General features: G+C 59.8%; 14 protein-coding genes. 3 read left to right on the top strand and 11 right to left on the bottom strand.

Translation table 11 applies throughout. From position 1 onward, the window contains the following. Nucleotides 1-10: 10 nt before the first annotated feature. From VDP81_RS09720 to VDP81_RS09685, 8 genes are all read right to left on the bottom strand, one after another. Nucleotides 11-730 carry an ABC transporter ATP-binding protein gene (locus VDP81_RS09720; RefSeq protein WP_322996128.1) on the bottom strand — a complete coding sequence of 240 codons (720 nt, stop codon included), beginning with the start codon at nucleotides 728-730 and terminating at the stop codon, nucleotides 11-13. Then, nucleotides 724-2,658, bottom strand: coding sequence for a branched-chain amino acid ABC transporter ATP-binding protein/permease (locus VDP81_RS09715; protein WP_323012171.1), 1,935 nt, complete (start codon nucleotides 2,656-2,658; stop codon nucleotides 724-726). The genes VDP81_RS09720 and VDP81_RS09715 overlap by 7 nt, the downstream gene beginning before the upstream one ends. A 3-nt stretch (nucleotides 2,659-2,661) precedes the next feature. Beyond that, a complete protein-coding gene (locus VDP81_RS09710; protein WP_323012170.1) occupies nucleotides 2,662-3,537 on the bottom strand; it encodes a branched-chain amino acid ABC transporter permease in 876 nt (291 codons plus the stop codon). 171 nt (nucleotides 3,538-3,708) lie between these two features. Next, the gene (locus tag VDP81_RS09705; RefSeq protein WP_323012169.1) at nucleotides 3,709-4,926 is read right to left on the bottom strand and encodes an ABC transporter substrate-binding protein; all 1,218 of its coding nucleotides are present in this window, start codon (nucleotides 4,924-4,926) and stop codon (nucleotides 3,709-3,711) included. A gap of 136 nt (nucleotides 4,927-5,062) precedes the next feature. Continuing rightward, nucleotides 5,063-5,980 carry a LysR substrate-binding domain-containing protein gene (locus VDP81_RS09700; RefSeq protein WP_322996124.1) on the bottom strand — a complete coding sequence of 306 codons (918 nt, stop codon included), beginning with the start codon at nucleotides 5,978-5,980 and terminating at the stop codon, nucleotides 5,063-5,065. Nucleotides 5,981-6,070: 90 nt separating this feature from the next. Next, nucleotides 6,071-7,372, bottom strand: coding sequence for a sulfate adenylyltransferase subunit 1 (locus VDP81_RS09695; RefSeq protein ID WP_323012168.1), 1,302 nt, complete (start codon nucleotides 7,370-7,372; stop codon nucleotides 6,071-6,073). Beyond that, the gene (cysD, locus tag VDP81_RS09690) at nucleotides 7,372-8,289 is read right to left on the bottom strand and encodes a sulfate adenylyltransferase subunit CysD (protein ID WP_323012415.1); all 918 of its coding nucleotides are present in this window, start codon (nucleotides 8,287-8,289) and stop codon (nucleotides 7,372-7,374) included. The genes VDP81_RS09695 and cysD overlap by 1 nt, the downstream gene beginning before the upstream one ends. A gap of 15 nt (nucleotides 8,290-8,304) precedes the next feature. Further along, entirely contained in the window at nucleotides 8,305-9,066 is a 762-nt protein-coding gene (locus VDP81_RS09685; RefSeq protein ID WP_323012167.1) for a phosphoadenylyl-sulfate reductase, read from the bottom strand. Nucleotides 9,067-9,223: 157 nt separating this feature from the next. Between VDP81_RS09685 and VDP81_RS09680 the strand changes: the two genes are divergently transcribed. Together VDP81_RS09680 and VDP81_RS09675 are read left to right on the top strand one after the other, a co-directional pair. Further along, complete coding sequence (locus VDP81_RS09680) at nucleotides 9,224-10,513, top strand: Glu/Leu/Phe/Val dehydrogenase (protein WP_323012166.1); 1,290 nt, start codon at nucleotides 9,224-9,226, stop codon at nucleotides 10,511-10,513. After that, on the top strand, nucleotides 10,513-11,487 hold the full coding sequence (locus tag VDP81_RS09675; RefSeq protein ID WP_323012165.1) for an asparaginase: 975 nt from the start codon (nucleotides 10,513-10,515) through the stop codon (nucleotides 11,485-11,487). The genes VDP81_RS09680 and VDP81_RS09675 overlap by 1 nt, the downstream gene beginning before the upstream one ends. A gap of 22 nt (nucleotides 11,488-11,509) precedes the next feature. Here VDP81_RS09675 and tdh read toward each other — a convergent pair whose 3' ends face one another. Together tdh and VDP81_RS09665 are read right to left on the bottom strand one after the other, a co-directional pair. Continuing rightward, the gene (gene tdh, locus VDP81_RS09670) at nucleotides 11,510-12,535 is read right to left on the bottom strand and encodes an L-threonine 3-dehydrogenase (RefSeq protein WP_323012164.1); all 1,026 of its coding nucleotides are present in this window, start codon (nucleotides 12,533-12,535) and stop codon (nucleotides 11,510-11,512) included. A gap of 29 nt (nucleotides 12,536-12,564) precedes the next feature. Continuing rightward, entirely contained in the window at nucleotides 12,565-13,773 is a 1,209-nt protein-coding gene (locus VDP81_RS09665) for a glycine C-acetyltransferase (protein WP_322996118.1), read from the bottom strand. A gap of 184 nt (nucleotides 13,774-13,957) precedes the next feature. Here VDP81_RS09665 and VDP81_RS09660 point away from each other — a divergent pair, with 184 nt between their 5' ends. Then, a complete protein-coding gene (locus VDP81_RS09660; protein WP_322996117.1) occupies nucleotides 13,958-16,546 on the top strand; it encodes an EAL domain-containing protein in 2,589 nt (862 codons plus the stop codon). Nucleotides 16,547-16,594: 48 nt separating this feature from the next. On the opposite strand, the gene VDP81_RS09655 is transcribed toward VDP81_RS09660, so the two are convergent. Further along, a complete protein-coding gene (locus VDP81_RS09655; RefSeq protein WP_322996116.1) occupies nucleotides 16,595-18,334 on the bottom strand; it encodes a TRAP transporter large permease subunit in 1,740 nt (579 codons plus the stop codon).

Genomic DNA, 18,334 nt, shown 5'->3' with positions numbered 1-18,334 from the left:
GCGCAACGCCTTAATGCCCTCCCAGATAGGCGGCGGCCACGGCAGGGTCGTTACGCAGCTGCTGGGCCGGCCCTTCGATGGCGATCTTGCCATTTTCCAGCACATAGCCGTAGTCGGCCACCGCCAGGGCTGCCGCCGCAAACTGCTCGACCAGCAACATGGTGACCCCTTCGCTTTTCAGCCTGGAAATAATCCGGAATACCTCGTCTACCAAAATAGGCGCCAAGCCCATCGACGGTTCGTCCAGCAAAATGACTTCGGGGTTGAGCATCACGGCGCGGGCCATGGCCAGCATTTGCTGTTCGCCCCCGGACAAGGTGCCCGCCAGTTGGGTACGACGCTCTTTCAGACGTGGAAACAGCTCCAGGGCCCGATCCAGATCATGCGGGACATCGCCTTTCGGCCGACTGCCGGTCAGGCGAGGAAAGGCCCCCAGCAGCAAGTTATCCGTCACGCTGAGGGTCGGAAATACACGCCGACCCTCAGGCGAATGCGCCAGGCCCAGACGGGCAATACTGTGCGAGTCCAAGCCCTGAATCTGATGCTCGCCCAAGGTGATTTTTCCGGCGGTGGGCCGCAGCATTCCTGATACGGCCTTCATGGTCGTGGTCTTGCCTGCGCCATTGGAACCAATCAGCGTCACGACCTTGCCTTCCGGCACCTCCAGACTGATTCCGTGCAGCACCCTGACCTTGCCATAGCCAGCTTCAAGTTTTTCGATTTTCAACATGCTTGGGCTCCTGCTTGTTCACCACCCAGATACGCTTCGACGACACGGGGATCTGCCTGCACATCTTGCGGCAAACCCTCGGCGATCTTCTGACCGAAGTCCAGCACCGATACCGCATCGCACACCCCCATCACCACATCCATATGGTGCTCGATGAGAATGACCGTCAACCCACGATCCTTGATCTTGCGGATAATGGCCAACAATTCCACGATATCCGGTGCGGTCAACCCTGCGGCAGGTTCATCCAGCAACAACAGTTGCGGGTCCAGCGCCAAAGCGCGGGCAATTTCCAGCAGTCGCTGCTTGCCATAGGGCAGGTTGCGGGCTTCTTCGTGGGCCAACGAGGCCAGACCGACAAAGTCCAGCAAGGCATAGGCACGCGCCCGGGCAGTGTTTTCCTCTCGCCGCCACAAGGGCAAGTGCAAGGCCACGCTGCTCAGTTGGCTGGTAAACGTGTGGTGCAGACCAACCAGCACGTTTTCCAGCGCCGACATTTCGCCAAAAAGCTGCACATTCTGAAATGTGCGCGCCACGCCCCGGGCAGCAATCTCCGATGAGGTCAGGCCGGCCAGGTCCTTCCCGGCAAACACGACCGATCCCGATGTGGGTACATAAATACCCGTCAGAACATTCATCATGGTGCTTTTGCCCGAGCCATTGGGACCAATCAAGCCATGAACGGTCCCCCGGCGGACCTCAAGATCGACCTCATTGAGCGCCCTGAGCCCACCGAACTGCATGATCGCCTGACTGACAGACAGCAGCACCCCATGCGACGCATCCGGCTCATGACCAATCTGCGAAATATACTCAGATGAAATAGTCACGGGGCTGGTGTCTTTTTTGTGACGCGACCAGAACTGGGTAACGAACCCCACAATCCCGTCGGGCAGGTAATACACCACGAACAGAATCATCAGACCAAAAATCGACAGACGCCAATCCGTCATTTGTTCGAGGACCAGGGACCCGATCGCCAACAACAAGGCACCGGCAACCGGGGCGGCCATGCGCCGCCAAGTCGCCCGTCCCTGGCGCACCGCCCAAGTAGAACCAACCATGACAATCACGGCCAGGCCGATGGCCAACGGACGAAACGTAGACACATCATCCAGCATCTTGGGCAACAACACGATGATGGCCGCCCCAAGCAGCGCCCCGGACCGGGTCTTGCGCCCCCCCATGATAATGGCCAGCAAAAACAGCACCATCAATTCAAAGGTATAGGTATTGGGCGAAATATACTGCTCGGAATACGCATGCAAGGCCCCGGACAAGCCCGCCAGCCCCGCACTGATCACAAACGCCACGACCTTATAGCGATAGACGGATACACCCATGCAATCGCATGCAATCGGGCTATCGCGCAGGGCCTCGAAGGCACGCCCATAGTGGGACTTTGCCACGCGCTCGGTAAACAGCACCGACAAGACCAAAAACGCCAGCACCATCCAGAAAAACTGCGGCCCCGTCATCATGTGATCGCCGATCATGGGCTTATCCAGGCTGATCCCCATGGGGCCATCCGTCAGAAAATCCATTTCATTGATCAGGATCTGGATAATAGTCCCAAACGCCAAGGTAACCATGGCCAGATATGGCCCTGTGACCCGCAAAGAGGGCAACGCCAGAATTGCGCCAAAAATCGAAGTGACGATGATGGCCGCCGGAATCGCCAGCCAAAAAGGCAGGCTTAAGTGCAGGATCAGGGTACCCACGGTATAGGCGCCAATCCCAAACAAACCCGCATGCCCCAAAGATACCTGCCCGGTGTAGCCCACCACAATATCCAGGCCCAACAGCAGCACGGCATAGATCAGAATGGTTTCAATCAAATGCAGATAATAGGGGTTCGTCACCACCAAAGGCACCGCAGCCAAGACGACAGCCAGCACCACAAATGAGAAAAATGCTTTCTTGTTCATGGCTCAGACCTTTTTGATTGCAGTTTTGCCAAACAAACCGGCAGGCCGCAAGGTCAGTACCAGCAGCAACAGAATCAGGCCTGGCACATCCTTATAGCCGGTCGACAAATAAAACCCAGTCATCGTCTCCAACAACCCCAGCAGCAGGCCACCCACAATGGCCCCCAAGCCGCTATTCAATCCGCCAACAATGGCCACCGCAAAGGCTTTCAGACCCAGCACAGCCCCCATGGACGCACCGGTCAAGGTCAAAGGCGCAATCAACACCCCGGCAAAGGCGGCCGTCAACGACGACAAAGCGTACGAGAATGTAATAACGAGCTTGGTATTGATCCCCATCAAGCCCGCTGCATCCCGGTCACCCGACGTCGCCACCACGGCCTTGCCGTAAATCGACGTGCGGTTGAACAGTTCGATGGCGCCCATAATCAGCAAAGCCCCCCCGACGACCAGCAGTTCCATGGGCAGGATTTTTGCCCCCAGCACAGTAAAGGGCACTTCCGACACGGGGGATGGAAACGGCATGGCATCGCGCCCCCAGACGTTTTCTGCCGTATTGCGGAAAATGATCCCCAAGGCAATCGTGGCCATGATCCAGCCGAATTCAGATCGGGCCTCGATGGCCGGGCGCACGGCGACGCGTTCCACCACCGAACCCTGAACCATCCCAAAAATACAGACCAGCGGGATCATCAGCCAATAACTGACGCCAAATCCCACCAAAGTCAAACCCACCAGCCACCCCAGCATCAAGGCATCGCCCTGACCAAAGTTGAGGGTTTCGGAGGTGGCAAACGTCAGTTGATAGCCAAAGGCAATGACCGCATAAATCATGCCCAGTGCAATGCCGCTATAAGCCAGCTGCAAAAAAATCGTCATGACACATTCCAACAAAACGCGCCGCCCAGCGCAGTAAATCCACACTGGACGACACTGCAAAATACCCGCCCTATCCGAATCAGACAGAGCAAACAGGTAGACCAAAAGGCGGCACGGCTGATCAAGGTCTATCCATCATGTCCAGCCGTGTGCCCCACTGCTTATGCGGGTTTATTTCTGTGCGACTTGTCCGGAATTGGCCACGCTGCGCTGCTCGTCTTCGGGGTGTGCGAAGACCACGCGCCCCTTCGAGACTTCGCCCATATACACCACATCCGGGCTGCCGATCGTCTCGTGATCCGAGACCGAGAATGGCTGCTCATAAGTCATGATGACGCCTTCGATCGGCTTGTTCAGGCTTTCCAGGGCTGCCCGGATATCCTGGCCCTTGGTATTGCCCGCCTGCTCGATGGCAGCGGCCAACAACAGCAGGGAGTCATAGCCCTGGGCAGCCGACACGGCGGACTCGATCACCCCATTTTTTGGCTGATTGTCCTTGATGTAGGCATCGATAAATGCCTTGCGCTTAGGTGTATTGGGGTTCTGGATGAAGGTCTGGGGCATCAAGGCACCATCCCCATTGGCTCGCGCGGTGTCGATGAAGTTGGCCATCGCCAGCGTCCAGCTGCCGATCATGGGGACTTTCCAGCCCAGCTTGGCCATGCCGTTGGCCAACTGCGCCAGCTCGGGCCCAATGCCATACGTCAGCAGGGCTTCGGCACCGGCTTCTTTGGCGCGCAACAGCTGGGCGGTCATGTCCACGTCGCCGATATTGAACTTTTCAATGACCACTGGCTTGACGCCCAGCTTATCCAGGGCTTTTTCCATATCCTCGCGGCCCAACTGACCGTAGTTGGTGGAATCCGCCATGATGGCCACTTTCTTCAGGCCACGCTTGGTGACCGCTTCGGCGGCAATCATGGGCGCCTGAATATTGTCGGCGGCAGCGGTGCGAAACACGTAGTTGTGTTCATACTTGGGCGGCTCGAACTGCTTGGATACCACGGTGCCGGTGGCCACATTCACGATGACGGGAATTTCAGCTTTCTGATAAAAACGCGTCCCGGCCAGCGTAACCCCGGTGTTGATGAAACCGACCGTGGCAACCACGTTTTCACGGCTGATCAATTCCTGGGAAATCTGGACGCCACGTTCATTCTTGGCTTCATCATCGCGTTCGATCAGTTCCAGTTGACGGCCCAGCACGCCCCCATTGGCATTGATGTCCTGGGCGGCCAGCCGCACCCCGGCACGCATGCTGACACCCATCGAGGACGAGCCCCCCGTATAGGGGCCAGACACCCCGATTTTGATCGTATCGGCAGCATACGCAGTCGCAGCCATCGAAAGCGACAGGGCTGCCGCCAGACAAGTTTTGCTCAGATTCATGATGTCTCCTGATATCCACACGGCCGGCTCTCATGCCGACCTTATTAAAGGTTCAGCGAAAGTCTATCGGCCTAGATCAGGAGCGGTTGGAAATCAAATCGGGCCTATGCGGAAAATAATTCCGCACCCAATTGGCTCAGAGGGGAATCCGGGGAATTCGGCGGCAAAGATCACGCAGCCATAGGGAAAACGATAGGCGGATGCCAGTCAGTGGCATGGAGGCATCCCGGCATAAATAGTAGTGGGAGTCCGGCGCGGCCGTGACCGAAAACGGCGCAATCAGCTGGCCTGACTGCAAGCTGCGGCTGGCCAGGCTGCGGCGCGTGATCATCACGCCATGCCCGGCGCAAGCGGCCTCCATGGCCATGCCCAAATCGAAAAAACTAAGTCCCTTGTCGGGCTCGAGCCAATCCAGGCCGGCGGCCTCGAACCACGGTTTCCAGGGGTCCAGAGGGCTATGCAGCAAATCAGAGAACTTCAGATCGGATGGCTGGCGCAACGGCCCATGACGACGCAGATAATCCGGGGAACACGCAGGGAACACCACGTCATCGGTCAACAGTTCGGACACGGCGCCTGGATAGCGGCCCAGGCCAAAGCGTATCCAGAAGTCCGCCTGAGACGGGCCAATATCCAGATACGGGATGGACATGACCACGCTCATGTCCAGATTGGGGTGGGCCTGCATGAATTCGTGCAGATGCGGCCCCAGCACAGAATGACCAAAGGACGGTGTCGTGACCAGGCGCAGGCTGTCACGGGGCTTTTCCGCGCGATGGTGCAAAGGAATATTCGACAACAGGCGCAAGGCTGTATCGATTTGCTCGAGATATTCGTGCCCCGCCGTCGTCAGCAACACCCCCCGGCTGCCGCGCTCGAACAGCGCGCGGCCCAGCCAGGCCTCGAGCTGGGTAATCCGCTTGCCGACCGCACTGGCCGTGATGCAGAGTTCTTCGGCCGCACGGCCAAACGACCCCAGCCGGGCAGCGGCCTCGAAGGCCCGGATGGATGCCAGGGATGGCAAACGGATATTTTGCGGGGCTAGTGACACCATCTTGGGGGTTCACACACAATCCAAGCGAATGAGCCCGCATTGTGTCATAACCACACCGTCGGGCCTAGCGGCACCACGCCCCCGAGACTGCTACGCCAGTCGGACCAGCCCCGCCGCAGCCGTCTGATTCGTGGCGGTATCAATCAAAATGAAAGACCCGGTGCAGCGCTGGCTGGCATAGTCGTCCAAGACCAGCGCATCGCGGGTGCGCAAGCTGACGCGGCCAATATCGTTCATGGCCAGCGTGCCGTTCCAGGCGACGGCACGCAGTTCGTGAATATCACGGCGGGTGTGCACCGCCTGGATACGCACCTGGGTCAGGCGCGTGCCTATCTTCAGCCAGTACAGTCGGGCGGGGTTCAGCGCCTGTTGATCCAGCCAGCACAAATCGGCCTCGAAATCCTGGCGCACATTCGTCGGCACCCGGGCATCGGTCAGCAGATCCCCCCGGGACACGTCAATCTCGCGATCCAACACCACGGTAATGCTGTCACCCGGCAAGGCTTCGTCCAGCGCCTGTTGGCCCCGCAGCAAGCGGGTGATGGTGGCGGTCTGGCCGCTGGGCAGCACCTGCACGGTATCGCCCACGCGCCAGGAACCGCTTTGGATCTGACCGGCATAGCCCCGAAAGGCATCCGGGCCACTGCCCTGATGGCGAATGACCCACTGGACGAAAAACCGGACCTGACCGGTATCCCGGACGGGGTCCAAGGGCAAGGTTTCCAACAGGCTGAGTAGCGGCAAGCCCCGATACCAGGGCGTATGCGGACTGCCTTGCACGACATTGTCGCCAGACAGCGCCGATAAGGGAATCATGTGAAAAGCGGCAATCCCCAGGCGGTCGGCCAGGTCCTGGTAGGCGTCCCGGATACGGTTGAACACCGCCTCGTCCCAGCCCACCAGATCCATTTTATTGACGGCCACGACCAGATGCTGCAGCCCCAACAGTCGGGCCAGGGTGCTGTGGCGCTTGGTCTGCGGCAGCAACTGGCCATCCTTCACGCGGCTGGCATCGATCAGAATGATGGCTGCGTCGGCGGTAGAGGCACCCGTCACCATATTGCGCGTGTATTGCTCATGGCCCGGTGCGTCGGCCACAATGAATTTACGCACCGGGGTGGCGAAATACCGATAGGCCACATCGATGGTAATGCCCTGCTCCCGCTCGGCCTCCAGACCATCGGTCAGCAGCGCCAGATCGTACCGCTGGTCCGGGGCTCGGGTGTACTTCGAGCCCGCAATCGCCCGCAGCTGATCGGCGAACACGCCCTTGCTATCCAATAACAGCCGTCCGATCAGGGTGGATTTCCCATCGTCCACCGACCCCGCCGTAATCAGTCGCAGGACGGCAGTATCCTGGGCCTCCGGCCATTGCTCATTGATCGCATTCATCAAAAATATCCTTGTTTCTTGCGGCGCTCCATCGAGGCCTCGGAAGTCTGGTCATCCAGCCGGGTAGCCCCACGTTCAGTCAGCGTGGCGACGGCGGTTTCACGGATGATGTCGGCGGCGCTGTCTGCATCGGAAGCCACCGGGCAGGTGCAGGTCACATCCCCCACGGTCCTGAACCGCACCCTCAGGCGCTCGGCCTGTTCGCCTTCGCCCAGCGGCGTCAGCGGCGTGACCGGCACCAGCAGATCCTGGCGGCGCACGACGGTTCGCTCGTGAGCGTAGTACAGCGGCGGCAGATCCAGCTGCTCGCGTTCGATGTACTGCCAGACATCCAGCTCGGTCCAATTCGAAATCGGAAACACGCGGATATTCTCGCCCGGGTGCACTCTGGTGTTGTAGAGATTCCAGAGTTCGGGCCGCTGGGCCTTTGGGTCCCATTGGCCGAACTCATCGCGAAACGAACAGATACGCTCCTTGGCGCGGGCCTTTTCCTCGTCGCGGCGGGCGCCGCCTATGCAGGCATCAAAACCGAATTCGGCAATAGCCTCCAGCAAGGTCGTGGCCTGTGCGGCATTGCGGGAATCCCCCGCATGACGCAGCACCACCGTCCCGCGCGCCATGGAATCCTCGACGCTGCGCACGATCAGTTCTTCGCCCAACTGAGCCACACGCTCATCGCGAAAGGCAATGACCTCGGGAAAGTTATGCCCCGTATCGATATGCATCAGGGGAAACGGAAACCGCCCTGGACGAAAAGCTTTTTCGGCCAAGCGCAACAGCACGCAGGAATCCTTGCCGCCGGAAAACAGCAAGACGGGCCGGGCACACTCAGCGGCCACTTCTCGCAAAATATAAATAGCCTCGGACTCCAACCAATCCAGGTGGGTACGGGTCGCAGATGCAATAGCACTAGTCATCATCAAAAACCAGGGTCAAGAATCGGAAGAAACCGCGTCTGCTGCCCGAGGGCGCACACGCGGACGATCAATCAGGTTGGCGGCATGCAGACCGCATTCGCGGCTGTCACGCTGCTCCCACCACCAACGTCCGGCACGCGGGTCTTCGCCAGGGCGCACGGCGCGGGTACAGGGTTCACAGCCGATGGAGGGATAGCCTCGATCATGCAAAGGGTGATAGGGCACGCTCAGCGCCCGTACCACGCCCCAGACCTCAGCGCTGCTCCAGTCGGCCAGGGGATTGAATTTCTGCAGCCCGAAGGTGTCGTCCCACTGTGACTCGGGCAGTTCTGTCCGGGTGACGGACTGCTCACGACGCTGGCCGGTAATCCACGCCGCATGCCCTGTCAACGCCCGACGCAGCGGCTCGACCTTACGAATGCCACAGCATTCCTTGCGCAGGGCCACGCTCTCGTAGAAGGCAAATTCGCCATGGGCCGTCACATGTGCCTGCACGGCAGCGGGATCGGGGTGCATGACGCGCACCTCGATGCCATAGCGCTGGCGCACGACATCGACCATGGCCAGGGTCTCGGCATGCAGGCGGCCGGTATCCAGCATGAACACCCCCAGTGGGCACGCACGCTGAGCCACGGCATGGATCAACAGGCTGTCCTCGACCCCCATGGATGAGGCCAGGAGCGCATCGGGATAGGTGGTGGCGATATCGTCCAGGCGATCCAGCAGATCAGACCAGCGGCGCGACAGCGCATCGGAGATTGGGAGATTTTCTGACATGCCATCAGTGTGACGGCCCAACCAGCGCAACGGAACGATTGAATGGTTGGTTTTATATAACCGCACCAGGAAGTCATGCAGAATTTTTTTAGCGCACTAAAATGGTGCCAGTTATCTGTCCTCGTCGATCTTTAATCCATAAAAAAGGCTGCACGTCATGGCTGAACCACATTCGCATACCCTCCCTTCATATCTGGACTCATCCCACCCCGGCCCTTGGGGCATTTACCTGCAACAGGTCGACCGAGTCGCCCCTTACCTGGGAAACCTGTCGCGCTGGATCGAGACCCTGAAGCGCCCAAAACGGATCCTGATCGTCGATGTCCCCATCCAGTTGGACAACGGCACCGTGGCCCACTTCGAGGGCTACCGGGTACAGCACAATAATTCCCGCGGCCCCGGCAAGGGCGGCGTGCGCTACCACCAGGATGTCACCCTCTCCGAAGTCATGGCCCTGTCGGCCTGGATGTCAGTCAAGTCCGCCGCCGTGAACCTGCCGTTCGGGGGTGCCAAGGGCGGCATCCGCATCGACCCGCGCCAGCATTCCATGGCCGAAATCGAACGCATCACGCGTCGCTACACCAGCGAAATCCACGACATCATCGGCCCGAACAAAGACATCCCCGCCCCAGACGTCAACACCAACGGCCAGATCATGGCCTGGATGATGGATACGTACTCCATGAACGAGGGTGGCACCACCACCGGCGTGGTCACTGGCAAGCCCGTCTCATTGGGGGGCAGTCTGGGCCGCATCGAGGCCACTGGCCGTGGTGTCTATGTGGTGGCCTGCGAAGCCGCACGCGAATCCGGCATCGACATCAAGGGCGCGCGCATCGCCATCCAGGGCTTCGGCAATGTGGGCGGCACCGCCGCGCGGCTGTTCAACGAGGCCGGCGCCCACGTGGTTGCCGTCTACGATCACACCGGCATCGTCTACAACAGCCGTGGTCTCAATGTTCCGGCCTTGGTCGAGCACGTCAAGTCCACCGGCGGGGTGGCGGGTGCTGCCGACACGGAAACCCTCAGCGTCAATGATTTTTGGTCGCTGAAAACCGACATTCTGATCCCTGCTGCCCTCGAAGGCCAGATCACCCGCGACAACGCCGACCTGATCCACACCCGCATTCTGGTCGAAGGCGCCAACGGCCCCACCACCCCCGAGGCCGACGACATCATTTCCGCCAAAGGCACCATCATCGTGCCCGATGTCGTCGCCAACGCAGGCGGGGTCACGGTCAGCTATTTCGAATGGGTACAGGACTTCTCCAGCTTCTTCTGGACCGAACAGGAAATCAACCACCGCCTGGAAGCCATGATGCGGGCGGCCTACAGCGGCATGTCCGCCGTCGCCCGCCAGCACGGGGTATCGCTGCGTACGGCGGCCTTCATTGTGGCCTGCTCGCGCATCCTCGAAGCCCGCCAGGTGCGCGGCCTCTATCCCTGATGGCTGGCCTGCTGTTGATCGGCACGGGCGGCACGATTGCCGCCACGGCCACCGACACGCAACGCCTCACCGACTATCAGGTCACCCAGGGGATAGACGCCATGTTGGCGGCCATCCCTGGGGCGACCGATATTGCCCAGGTACATTGCGAGCAGTTGTTCAATATCGATAGCCGGGCGTTGCGCACCAGCCAGGTCATCCGCCTGGCGCGGCGCGTACGCCAGGCCGCCGACGATCCTGCGGTGGATGGCATCGTCATCACCCATGGCACCGACAGCCTGGAAGAAACCGCTTTTTTCCTGCACCTGACGATCGACACCCCAAAGCCTGTCGTGCTGGTCGGGGCCATGCGCCCCGCGTCCGCCCCCAGTGCGGATGGCCCGCTGAACCTGCTGAACGCGCTGCGCGTGGCCAATGCCACGGACAGCTGCGAACGCGGTGTCCTGGTGGTCATGAACGACAGCATCCTGGCGGGCCGCTGGGCCGCAAAATCCCACACGACCCGCGTGGATGCCTTTGGAGCCGATGGCTTGGGCATCTTGGGCAACGTCTGCGATGGCGCCGTGCATTACGCCCTGCGACCAGACCCCCGCCGCCAGCCTGTGCTGCCCTTGGCAGGGCTGCGCAGCCTACCCATGGTGGATATCATTCACGATTACCAGGACGCCCCCCTGCACGCCTATCAGGCTGCCATTCAGGCGGGGGCCAGGGGCATCGTGGTGGCGGGCATGGGCAATGGCAGCCTCAGCACCGCCGCCGAACGCGGCTGCGCACAGGCTGTGCGCAAAGGTCTGGTCTGCGTGCGCGCCAGCCGGGTGCCGCGCGGCACCGTGACGCCCAAGGCCTCGGACCCAGGCCTGGGCCTGCTGGCCGCACATCACCTGAACCCGCTACAGGCCCGCATCCTGCTGCGGGTCGCCCTGGCGCATGGCTGGACGCCGCAGGCAATCGCCCAATTGCTGGCGGACCAATAAAACCAGCCCGCCATCCTTCGCATCAGGCCCAGTCCAGGATGACCTTGCCGCTTTGGCCTGACAGCATGGCTTCAAAGCCCTGGCGGTAATCAGCCACAGGATAGTGGTGGGTCAGAATGGGGGACAGGTCCAGGCCGCTTTGCAGCATAGCCACCATCTTGTACCAGGTTTCAAACATCTGACGGCCATAGATGCCTTTGATTTCCAAACCCTTGAAGATGATCTGGCTCCAGGCGGCGCCCACGCCGTCAGGCAAGATGCCCAGCATTGCGATCTTGCCGCCGTGATTCATTTGTTCCAGCATCGAGGCAAAGGCACTGGGCACCCCTGACATTTCCAAGCCCACATCAAACCCTTCGGTCATGCCGATCTCGCGCATCACATCTCCCAGGTTCTCGCGGGTCACGTTGACCGTCCGACCAGCCCCCATGCGGGCGGCCAGATCCAGGCGGTAATCATTGACGTCGGTGATGACGACATTGCGTGCACCCACGTGGCGGGCAATGGCTGCTGCCATGGCCCCAATGGGGCCGGCGCCGGTGATCAGCACGTCCTCGCCGACCAGATCGAATGCCAGGGCGGTATGGGTGGCATTGCCGTAGGGGTCGAAAATAGCGGCCAGATCATCCGAAACGTCGTCCGGGATACGGAAGGCATTAAAGGCCGGAATAACCAGATAATCGGCAAAGGCGCCGGGACGATTAACCCCTACCCCCTGAGTATTGCGGCACAGGTGGCGGCGGCCTGCCCGGCAGTTCCGACAAAACCCGCAGGTAATATGGCCTTCGCCCGAGACCCGGTCGCCGATCTTGAAGCCCTGGACCTCTTGGCCGATTTCGACGATTTCGCCGACATATTCGTGCCCCACATGCATGGGCACCGGGATGGTGCGCGCGGCCCATTCGTCCCATTTCCAGATGTGGATGTCCGTGCCGCAAATGGCGGTCTTGCGGATACGAATCAGGATATCGTTATGACCGATGGTGGGCTTCGGGACATCCACCATTTCCAACCCGACGACGGGCTGCATCTTAGCCAAGGCTCTCATGAATACTCCAGGATGAAAAACAGGAAAACCTAAGCGGACGCAATCACGCCCAGGTCGCGCCCGACCTGCGCAAAAGCCGCCACAGCGCGGTCTATATCGGCCGTACTGTGGGCAGCGCTCATTTGGGTACGGATGCGAGCCTGGTTTTTAGGGACGACAGGATACGAAAAACCAATGACATAAATACCCTGGGTCAACAGGGCATCCGCCATGCGGCCCGCCAAAGCGGCATCGCCCAGCATCACCGGAATAATGGGATGATGCCCCGGCACCAGCGCAAAGCCCAATGCCTGCATGGCCTGGCGAAAATGCTGGCCATTGGCATGCACGCGCTGCCGCAGTTGCTCGCCTTCGGTTCCCTGCAGCAAAGCCAGCACCCGGCGCGAAGCCGCCACGATGGCGGGCGCCAGGGTGTTGGAAAACAAATAGGGGCGCGAGCGCTGGCGCAGCATATCGATAACGACCGGATCAGCCGCCACATAACCGCCTGAAGCGCCGCCCAAGGCCTTGCCCAGCGTGCCGGTCAGGATATGCACCCGGCCTTGTACCCCGCAGGCCTCGGGCGTACCCCGGCCTCCGGCCCCCATAAACCCCACCGCATGCGAATCATCGACCATGACCAGAGCATTGAATTCGTCGGCCAGGTCGCAGATGGCGGACAGATCGGCAATGATGCCATCCATGGAAAACACGCCATCGGTGGCAATCATCACATGGCGAGCCCCGCCATCGCGAGCCGCCTGTAACTGCGTGCGCAAATCGGCCATATCGTTATTGGCATAGCGGTAGCGGCGGGCCTTGCAGAGCCGCACGCCATCGATGATGCTGGCATGGTTCAGGGCATCGCTGACAACGGCGTCCTGCTCGTCCAGCAAGGCCTCGAAAAGACCGCCATTGGCATCGAAACAGCTGGAATATAAAATCGCATCGCCCATGCCCAGCCATTGGGCCAGATCGGATTCAAGCGCCTTATGCCCTGCCTGCGTGCCACAAATAAAGCGCACCGAGGCCATGCCAAAGCCGTCGGCCGCCAAGCCATCCTGAGCAGCCTGGATCAGGCGCGGGTCGTTGGCTAAGCCCAGATAATTGTTGGCGCAAAAATTCAAGACTGGCTGGCCATCGGCCAACTGTATCTGTGCCGCCTGCTGGCTGGCGATAACACGTTCTGACTTGTAGTAACCGTCGGTGCGCAACTGCCCGATCCGGGCATGGAGATCAGCGAGGAATGCCTGTGACATGATCCACCTTTTTGGGGGGTATGTGAGAGACCCTGAGCGGGTTGAAACTGTGCGTCATATTGTACGCCGCCGCCACCGCCATCCCTATAATCCTACAAACAGTTGGCAATCCGGTGGCCTGTGCCGTACATTGGTCCGAAACGCGGCATTCTATGATTGCAACAATAGTTTCATATCGAGATCCATGCGCCAGCCTTTGTCCATTTTTCTGGTGGTTATCCAATTAGCCCTGACGCTGATGCTGGGGCTGGCCGCAACGCGGGTACAGGCACAGGTCCTGAGGGTCGGCATCTACGAGCAGCAACCCGATATCTACCTGAGCCCAGATAACCACCCGGCAGGAATTCTGGGCGAACTGCTGAATGAAATCGCCCGCCGCGAGGGCTGGACCCTGGAAACACAACCATGCAGCTGGCAACAGTGCATGCAATGGTTGCACGACGGCAATATCGACCTGCTGCCCGACGTGTACTACACCGCCCAACGGGCCAAAACACTAGGCTTCCATCATGTCCCGGCCCTGCACAGTTGGTCGCAGATGTACGCCAAGGCAGGCAATACCCTGCGCGCCATTACTGACCTGAACGGCCTGAGCATCGCGGTACTGGCAGGATCGACCCAGGAAGACTATCTACGCACAACCCTGCACAGCCTGGGCATCCAAGCTGATCTGATCCCAGTGCAGGACCTGACAGATGGTTTCCAACTGGTCAGCCGCCACCAAGCCGATGCCGTCGCGGCGGATTTCTACATTGGCGAACTCAGCGCCCGAGAATACGGCCTGGTCACCACCTCGATCGTGTTTCAACCGACCGAGGCGTTTTTTGCCACCCAAAAGGGCCAGAACGCCACCGTGCTGGCAGCCATAGACCACTACCTCAGCCTCTGGCAAGCCGATCCCAATTCTTTTTATTTCCGCACTTTGGACCACTGGCGTCTGGTCCAGACCCCCAACACCATAGGACCACATGCAATCAGATTCATCATCACGCTGGCAGTGAGCCTGAGCCTATTACTGATACTGCTGATCTGGCAACAGATCCGGCATACGCGTTTACGCCGCCAACTGCAGGCCAAGACCCGCCAATTCGACACGATTCTCGGCAGCATCAACGCCCTGGTCAGTATCAAGACCCCTGACGGGCGCTATCTGATGGGCAATCAGCGCTTTGAACAATTCCTGGGGGCTAGCGCGGGCCATCTCGTGGGCCGCCCCGACACCGATTTTTATACCAACACCGATACCCTGGCCACCATCCAGCAAAGCGACCGGGCCATCATAGAAACCGGTACGCGCAGCTTTATCCGACAAACCATCCAACGGCCCCAGGACGACTCAGCCCGCACGCTGCTGACCACCAAAGCGCCCTTATGGGCTGCCAACGGTACCCTGGAGGGCATCTGCACGGTGGGCACCGACATCACGGACCATGTTCAAGCCGAACACACCCGCCACCGCTTGACGTACTACGACACCCTGACCCAGCTTCCTAATCGCCGCATGGCACTGGAACACCTGCAGCAAATCATCGATAGCACCCGGCATAACCAGGCACACGGCGCGCTGCTTCAAATCGACCTGGACGGATTCAAAAGAATCAACGACAAGCACGGCTATCGCACTGGCGACGAACTGCTGGCGGCTTTGGCGACACGCCTGCGCAAAGCCACGCGCGAACACGATCTGGTGGCGCACACCAGCGCAGACGAATTCGTGGTCCTGGTCGACGCGCTGGGCAATGACTCCCACGAGTCCGCCCGCATCGCCATGTCCATTGCCGAAAATCTCCGCCAGACCATCAGCGGAAATACCCTGATGATTCAGAATATCCCCGTCCTGATCACGGCCAGCATCGGCCTGACCCTGATCAATGCAGCCAGCCACGACTGCGACACCGTCATGCGCGAGGCCGACATGGCTACCCAGCGGGCAAAAGACCAGGGCGGCAACCAAGCTACTTTTTACAAGCAAGACCTGCAGGCCGAAGTCGAACAGCGCCTGTGGCTGGAGCAAGACCTGCTGCAAGCCATCGGCACCCCACAACTCAGCCTGCACCTGCAGCCGCAATTCGGTAAAGACGGCCAGATCACAGGGGGCGAGCTCCTGGCTCGCTGGCAGCACCCCACGCACGGCCCGATATCACCGGCGCTGTTCATCCCGGTCGCCGAGGAATCCGGCCTGATCAACTTGCTGGGTACCTGGACGCTGGGGGTGGCTTGCGACACCATCCTGACGCTGCAGGCCTTGGGCGAAATCTACCCGCTGTCCATCAACATCAGCCCAAAACACCTGATGGAAGTCCGTTTTGTGGATTTTGTGCGCGAGACCCTGGAACGCAAGAAAGTCCCTGGCAACCGCCTGATCTTTGAGATCACCGAAGGGGTTTTGATTCAGGACATCCAGGCGGTGGCCCTGCGCATGCAGGCCTTGGCGCAGTTGGGCATCCGCTTTTCCATTGACGATTTCGGCACCGGCTATTCCAATCTGGCCTACCTGAAACGCCTCCCGCTCTACGAACTCAAGATCGACAAAAGCCTGATTCAGGACTTGCCCGACGACAACGACAGCACTGCCATCGTGCAGTTGATCCTGGCCATGGCCGACCAACTGAACCTGAGGGTCGTGGCTGAAGGCGTGGAAACCGACGATCAGGCCCGCGTGCTGTTCCAACACGACTGCCATGCCTTGCAGGGCTTTTTGCTGGCGCGCCCCATGCCCATCGACACATGGATCCAGCGCGTCCGAAAACGCCAGCTATCCGCTGACCATTAAAAAGGCCGCCATCCCCGCAAGAATGACGGCCTTTTGTACGACTGGGGACTACTTGAACATATTGTTGTAATCCTCATCAGAGGAAGTGCTGGAATCCGGCGCGGCCGCCCCGTCCGCACCCTCTGTTGGCCCATAACCATCCGTGTTGCCGTAACCGGCATCGCCATAGCCGGCAAACCCGCCCATATCGATTTTGATGTCCTCGATATTGACCTCGGGCCGATCAGCCTTGTAATGCGTCACGATGCCCGGATAGGACAGCACCACCACCACCATGACGATCTGGATAATGATGAAGGGAATGGAGCCCCAGTAGATCTGTCCGGTCGTGACCTTGGCGACAGGCTGGCCCGTAATCTTGTCCTTGTAGTCGTCCTTGGGTGCCACGGATCGTAAATAAAACAGCGCGAACCCAAAAGGCGGATGCATGAACGAAGTCTGCATATTCACGGCCAACAACACGCCTAGCCAAATCAGATCGATTCCCATTTTGTCGGCTACCGGCCCGATCAGGGGCACGATGATAAAGGCCAACTCGAAGAAATCCAGAAAGAACGCCAGGAAAAAGGTCAGCAGACTGATCACGATCAGAAAGCCCATCTCACCGCCCGGCAAACCGGTCAGCAGATGTTCTACCCACAGATCGCCATTGACACCGCGGAAAGTCAGACTGAAGACCGATGAGCCGATCAAAATGAACACCACAAAGCAGGTCAGTGTGGTCGTGGTGTCCATGGCCTGGCACAGCAGCTTGAAGTTCAGACGGCGCTTGGAGATCGCCATGATCAAAGCCCCCACCGCCCCCATGGCCCCGCCTTCCGTGGGCGTGGCCACACCGATGAAAATCGTACCCAGCACCAGGAAGATCAGTGCCAATGGCGGGATCATCACAAAGGTCACGCGTTCAGCGATCTTGGACAACAGCCCCAGGCGCAGGGTCTTGTTCAGCAACGCCAGCACAAAGGCGGCCCCCCCCCACAGCAAGATGCTGGTGACGATTAACTCATCCACATGGGGCGATTCCGGCAGCAGATAGCCCACCCCAAAATGCGCAACCACCACCGAGACTGCCATCAAGGCCAGCAGCGATGGAATTCCGTGGCCACCGCTGGGTTCGATGAACGTACGGGCCTCCGGAGGGATGGCCGGCGCGGCCTTTGGCCGGATGATGGCAATGGCGACGACATACAAAATGTACAGTCCCGTCAGGGCAAAGCCCGGCAAAAAGGCCCCCTTGTACATGTCCCCGATGGATCGGCCCAGTTGGTCGGCCAGCACGATCAGCACCAGTGACGGCGGAATGATCTGCGACAAAGTCCCCGAGGCGGCAATCACCCCGGTGGCCAATCGTCGATCATAGCCATAGCGCAGCATGATGGGTAGAGAAATCAGGCCCATCGAGATCACCGAAGCCGAGACCACGCCGGTGGTGGCAGCCAGCATGGCACCCACCAGAATCACGGCAATCGCCAGCCCGCCTCGCAGAGGGCCAAACAGCTGGCCGACTGTTTCCAGCAAGTCCTCGGCCATACCGGAGCGTTCAAGAATCAAGCCCATGAAGGTAAAAAATGGCACTGCCAGCAGGGACTCGTTGGACATGATGCCAAACACCCGTTGCGGCAATGCCTGGAACAGCGCGGGCGAGAGCAGGCCCATCTCGATGCCGATCAGGCCGAACAAAATACCATTGGCGGCCAAGGAAAACGCCACCGGAAAGCCCAGCAACAGCAGCACCACCAGCGAAATAAACATGATGGGGGCCATATAGGCCAATAGAATCGCCTCCAT

It is taken from the genome of Castellaniella sp., from assembly GCF_034675845.1.
GTDB lineage: Bacteria > Pseudomonadota > Gammaproteobacteria > Burkholderiales > Burkholderiaceae_B > Castellaniella.
Note: the sequence above shows the minus strand (reverse complement) of the source record. Positions and strands in the feature narration are given on the sequence as shown.

Coding starts and splice junctions, on each gene's coding strand:
- VDP81_RS09700 (WP_322996124.1), bottom strand. CDS start 5,980: ATGGTGTCACTAGCCCCGCAAAATATCCGTTTGCCATCCCTGGCATCC.
- VDP81_RS09705 (WP_323012169.1), bottom strand. CDS start 4,926: ATGAATCTGAGCAAAACTTGTCTGGCGGCAGCCCTGTCGCTTTCGATG.
- VDP81_RS09715 (WP_323012171.1), bottom strand. CDS start 2,658: ATGAACAAGAAAGCATTTTTCTCATTTGTGGTGCTGGCTGTCGTCTTG.
- tdh (WP_323012164.1), bottom strand. CDS start 12,535: ATGAGAGCCTTGGCTAAGATGCAGCCCGTCGTCGGGTTGGAAATGGTG.
- VDP81_RS09675 (WP_323012165.1), top strand. CDS start 10,513: ATGGCTGGCCTGCTGTTGATCGGCACGGGCGGCACGATTGCCGCCACG.
- VDP81_RS09695 (WP_323012168.1), bottom strand. CDS start 7,372: ATGAATGCGATCAATGAGCAATGGCCGGAGGCCCAGGATACTGCCGTC.
- VDP81_RS09655 (WP_322996116.1), bottom strand. CDS start 18,334: ATGGAGGCGATTCTATTGGCCTATATGGCCCCCATCATGTTTATTTCG.
- cysD (WP_323012415.1), bottom strand. CDS start 8,289: ATGACTAGTGCTATTGCATCTGCGACCCGTACCCACCTGGATTGGTTG.
- VDP81_RS09665 (WP_322996118.1), bottom strand. CDS start 13,773: ATGTCACAGGCATTCCTCGCTGATCTCCATGCCCGGATCGGGCAGTTG.
- VDP81_RS09685 (WP_323012167.1), bottom strand. CDS start 9,066: ATGTCAGAAAATCTCCCAATCTCCGATGCGCTGTCGCGCCGCTGGTCT.
- VDP81_RS09680 (WP_323012166.1), top strand. CDS start 9,224: ATGGCTGAACCACATTCGCATACCCTCCCTTCATATCTGGACTCATCC.
- VDP81_RS09720 (WP_322996128.1), bottom strand. CDS start 730: ATGTTGAAAATCGAAAAACTTGAAGCTGGCTATGGCAAGGTCAGGGTG.
- VDP81_RS09710 (WP_323012170.1), bottom strand. CDS start 3,537: ATGACGATTTTTTTGCAGCTGGCTTATAGCGGCATTGCACTGGGCATG.
- VDP81_RS09660 (WP_322996117.1), top strand. CDS start 13,958: ATGCGCCAGCCTTTGTCCATTTTTCTGGTGGTTATCCAATTAGCCCTG.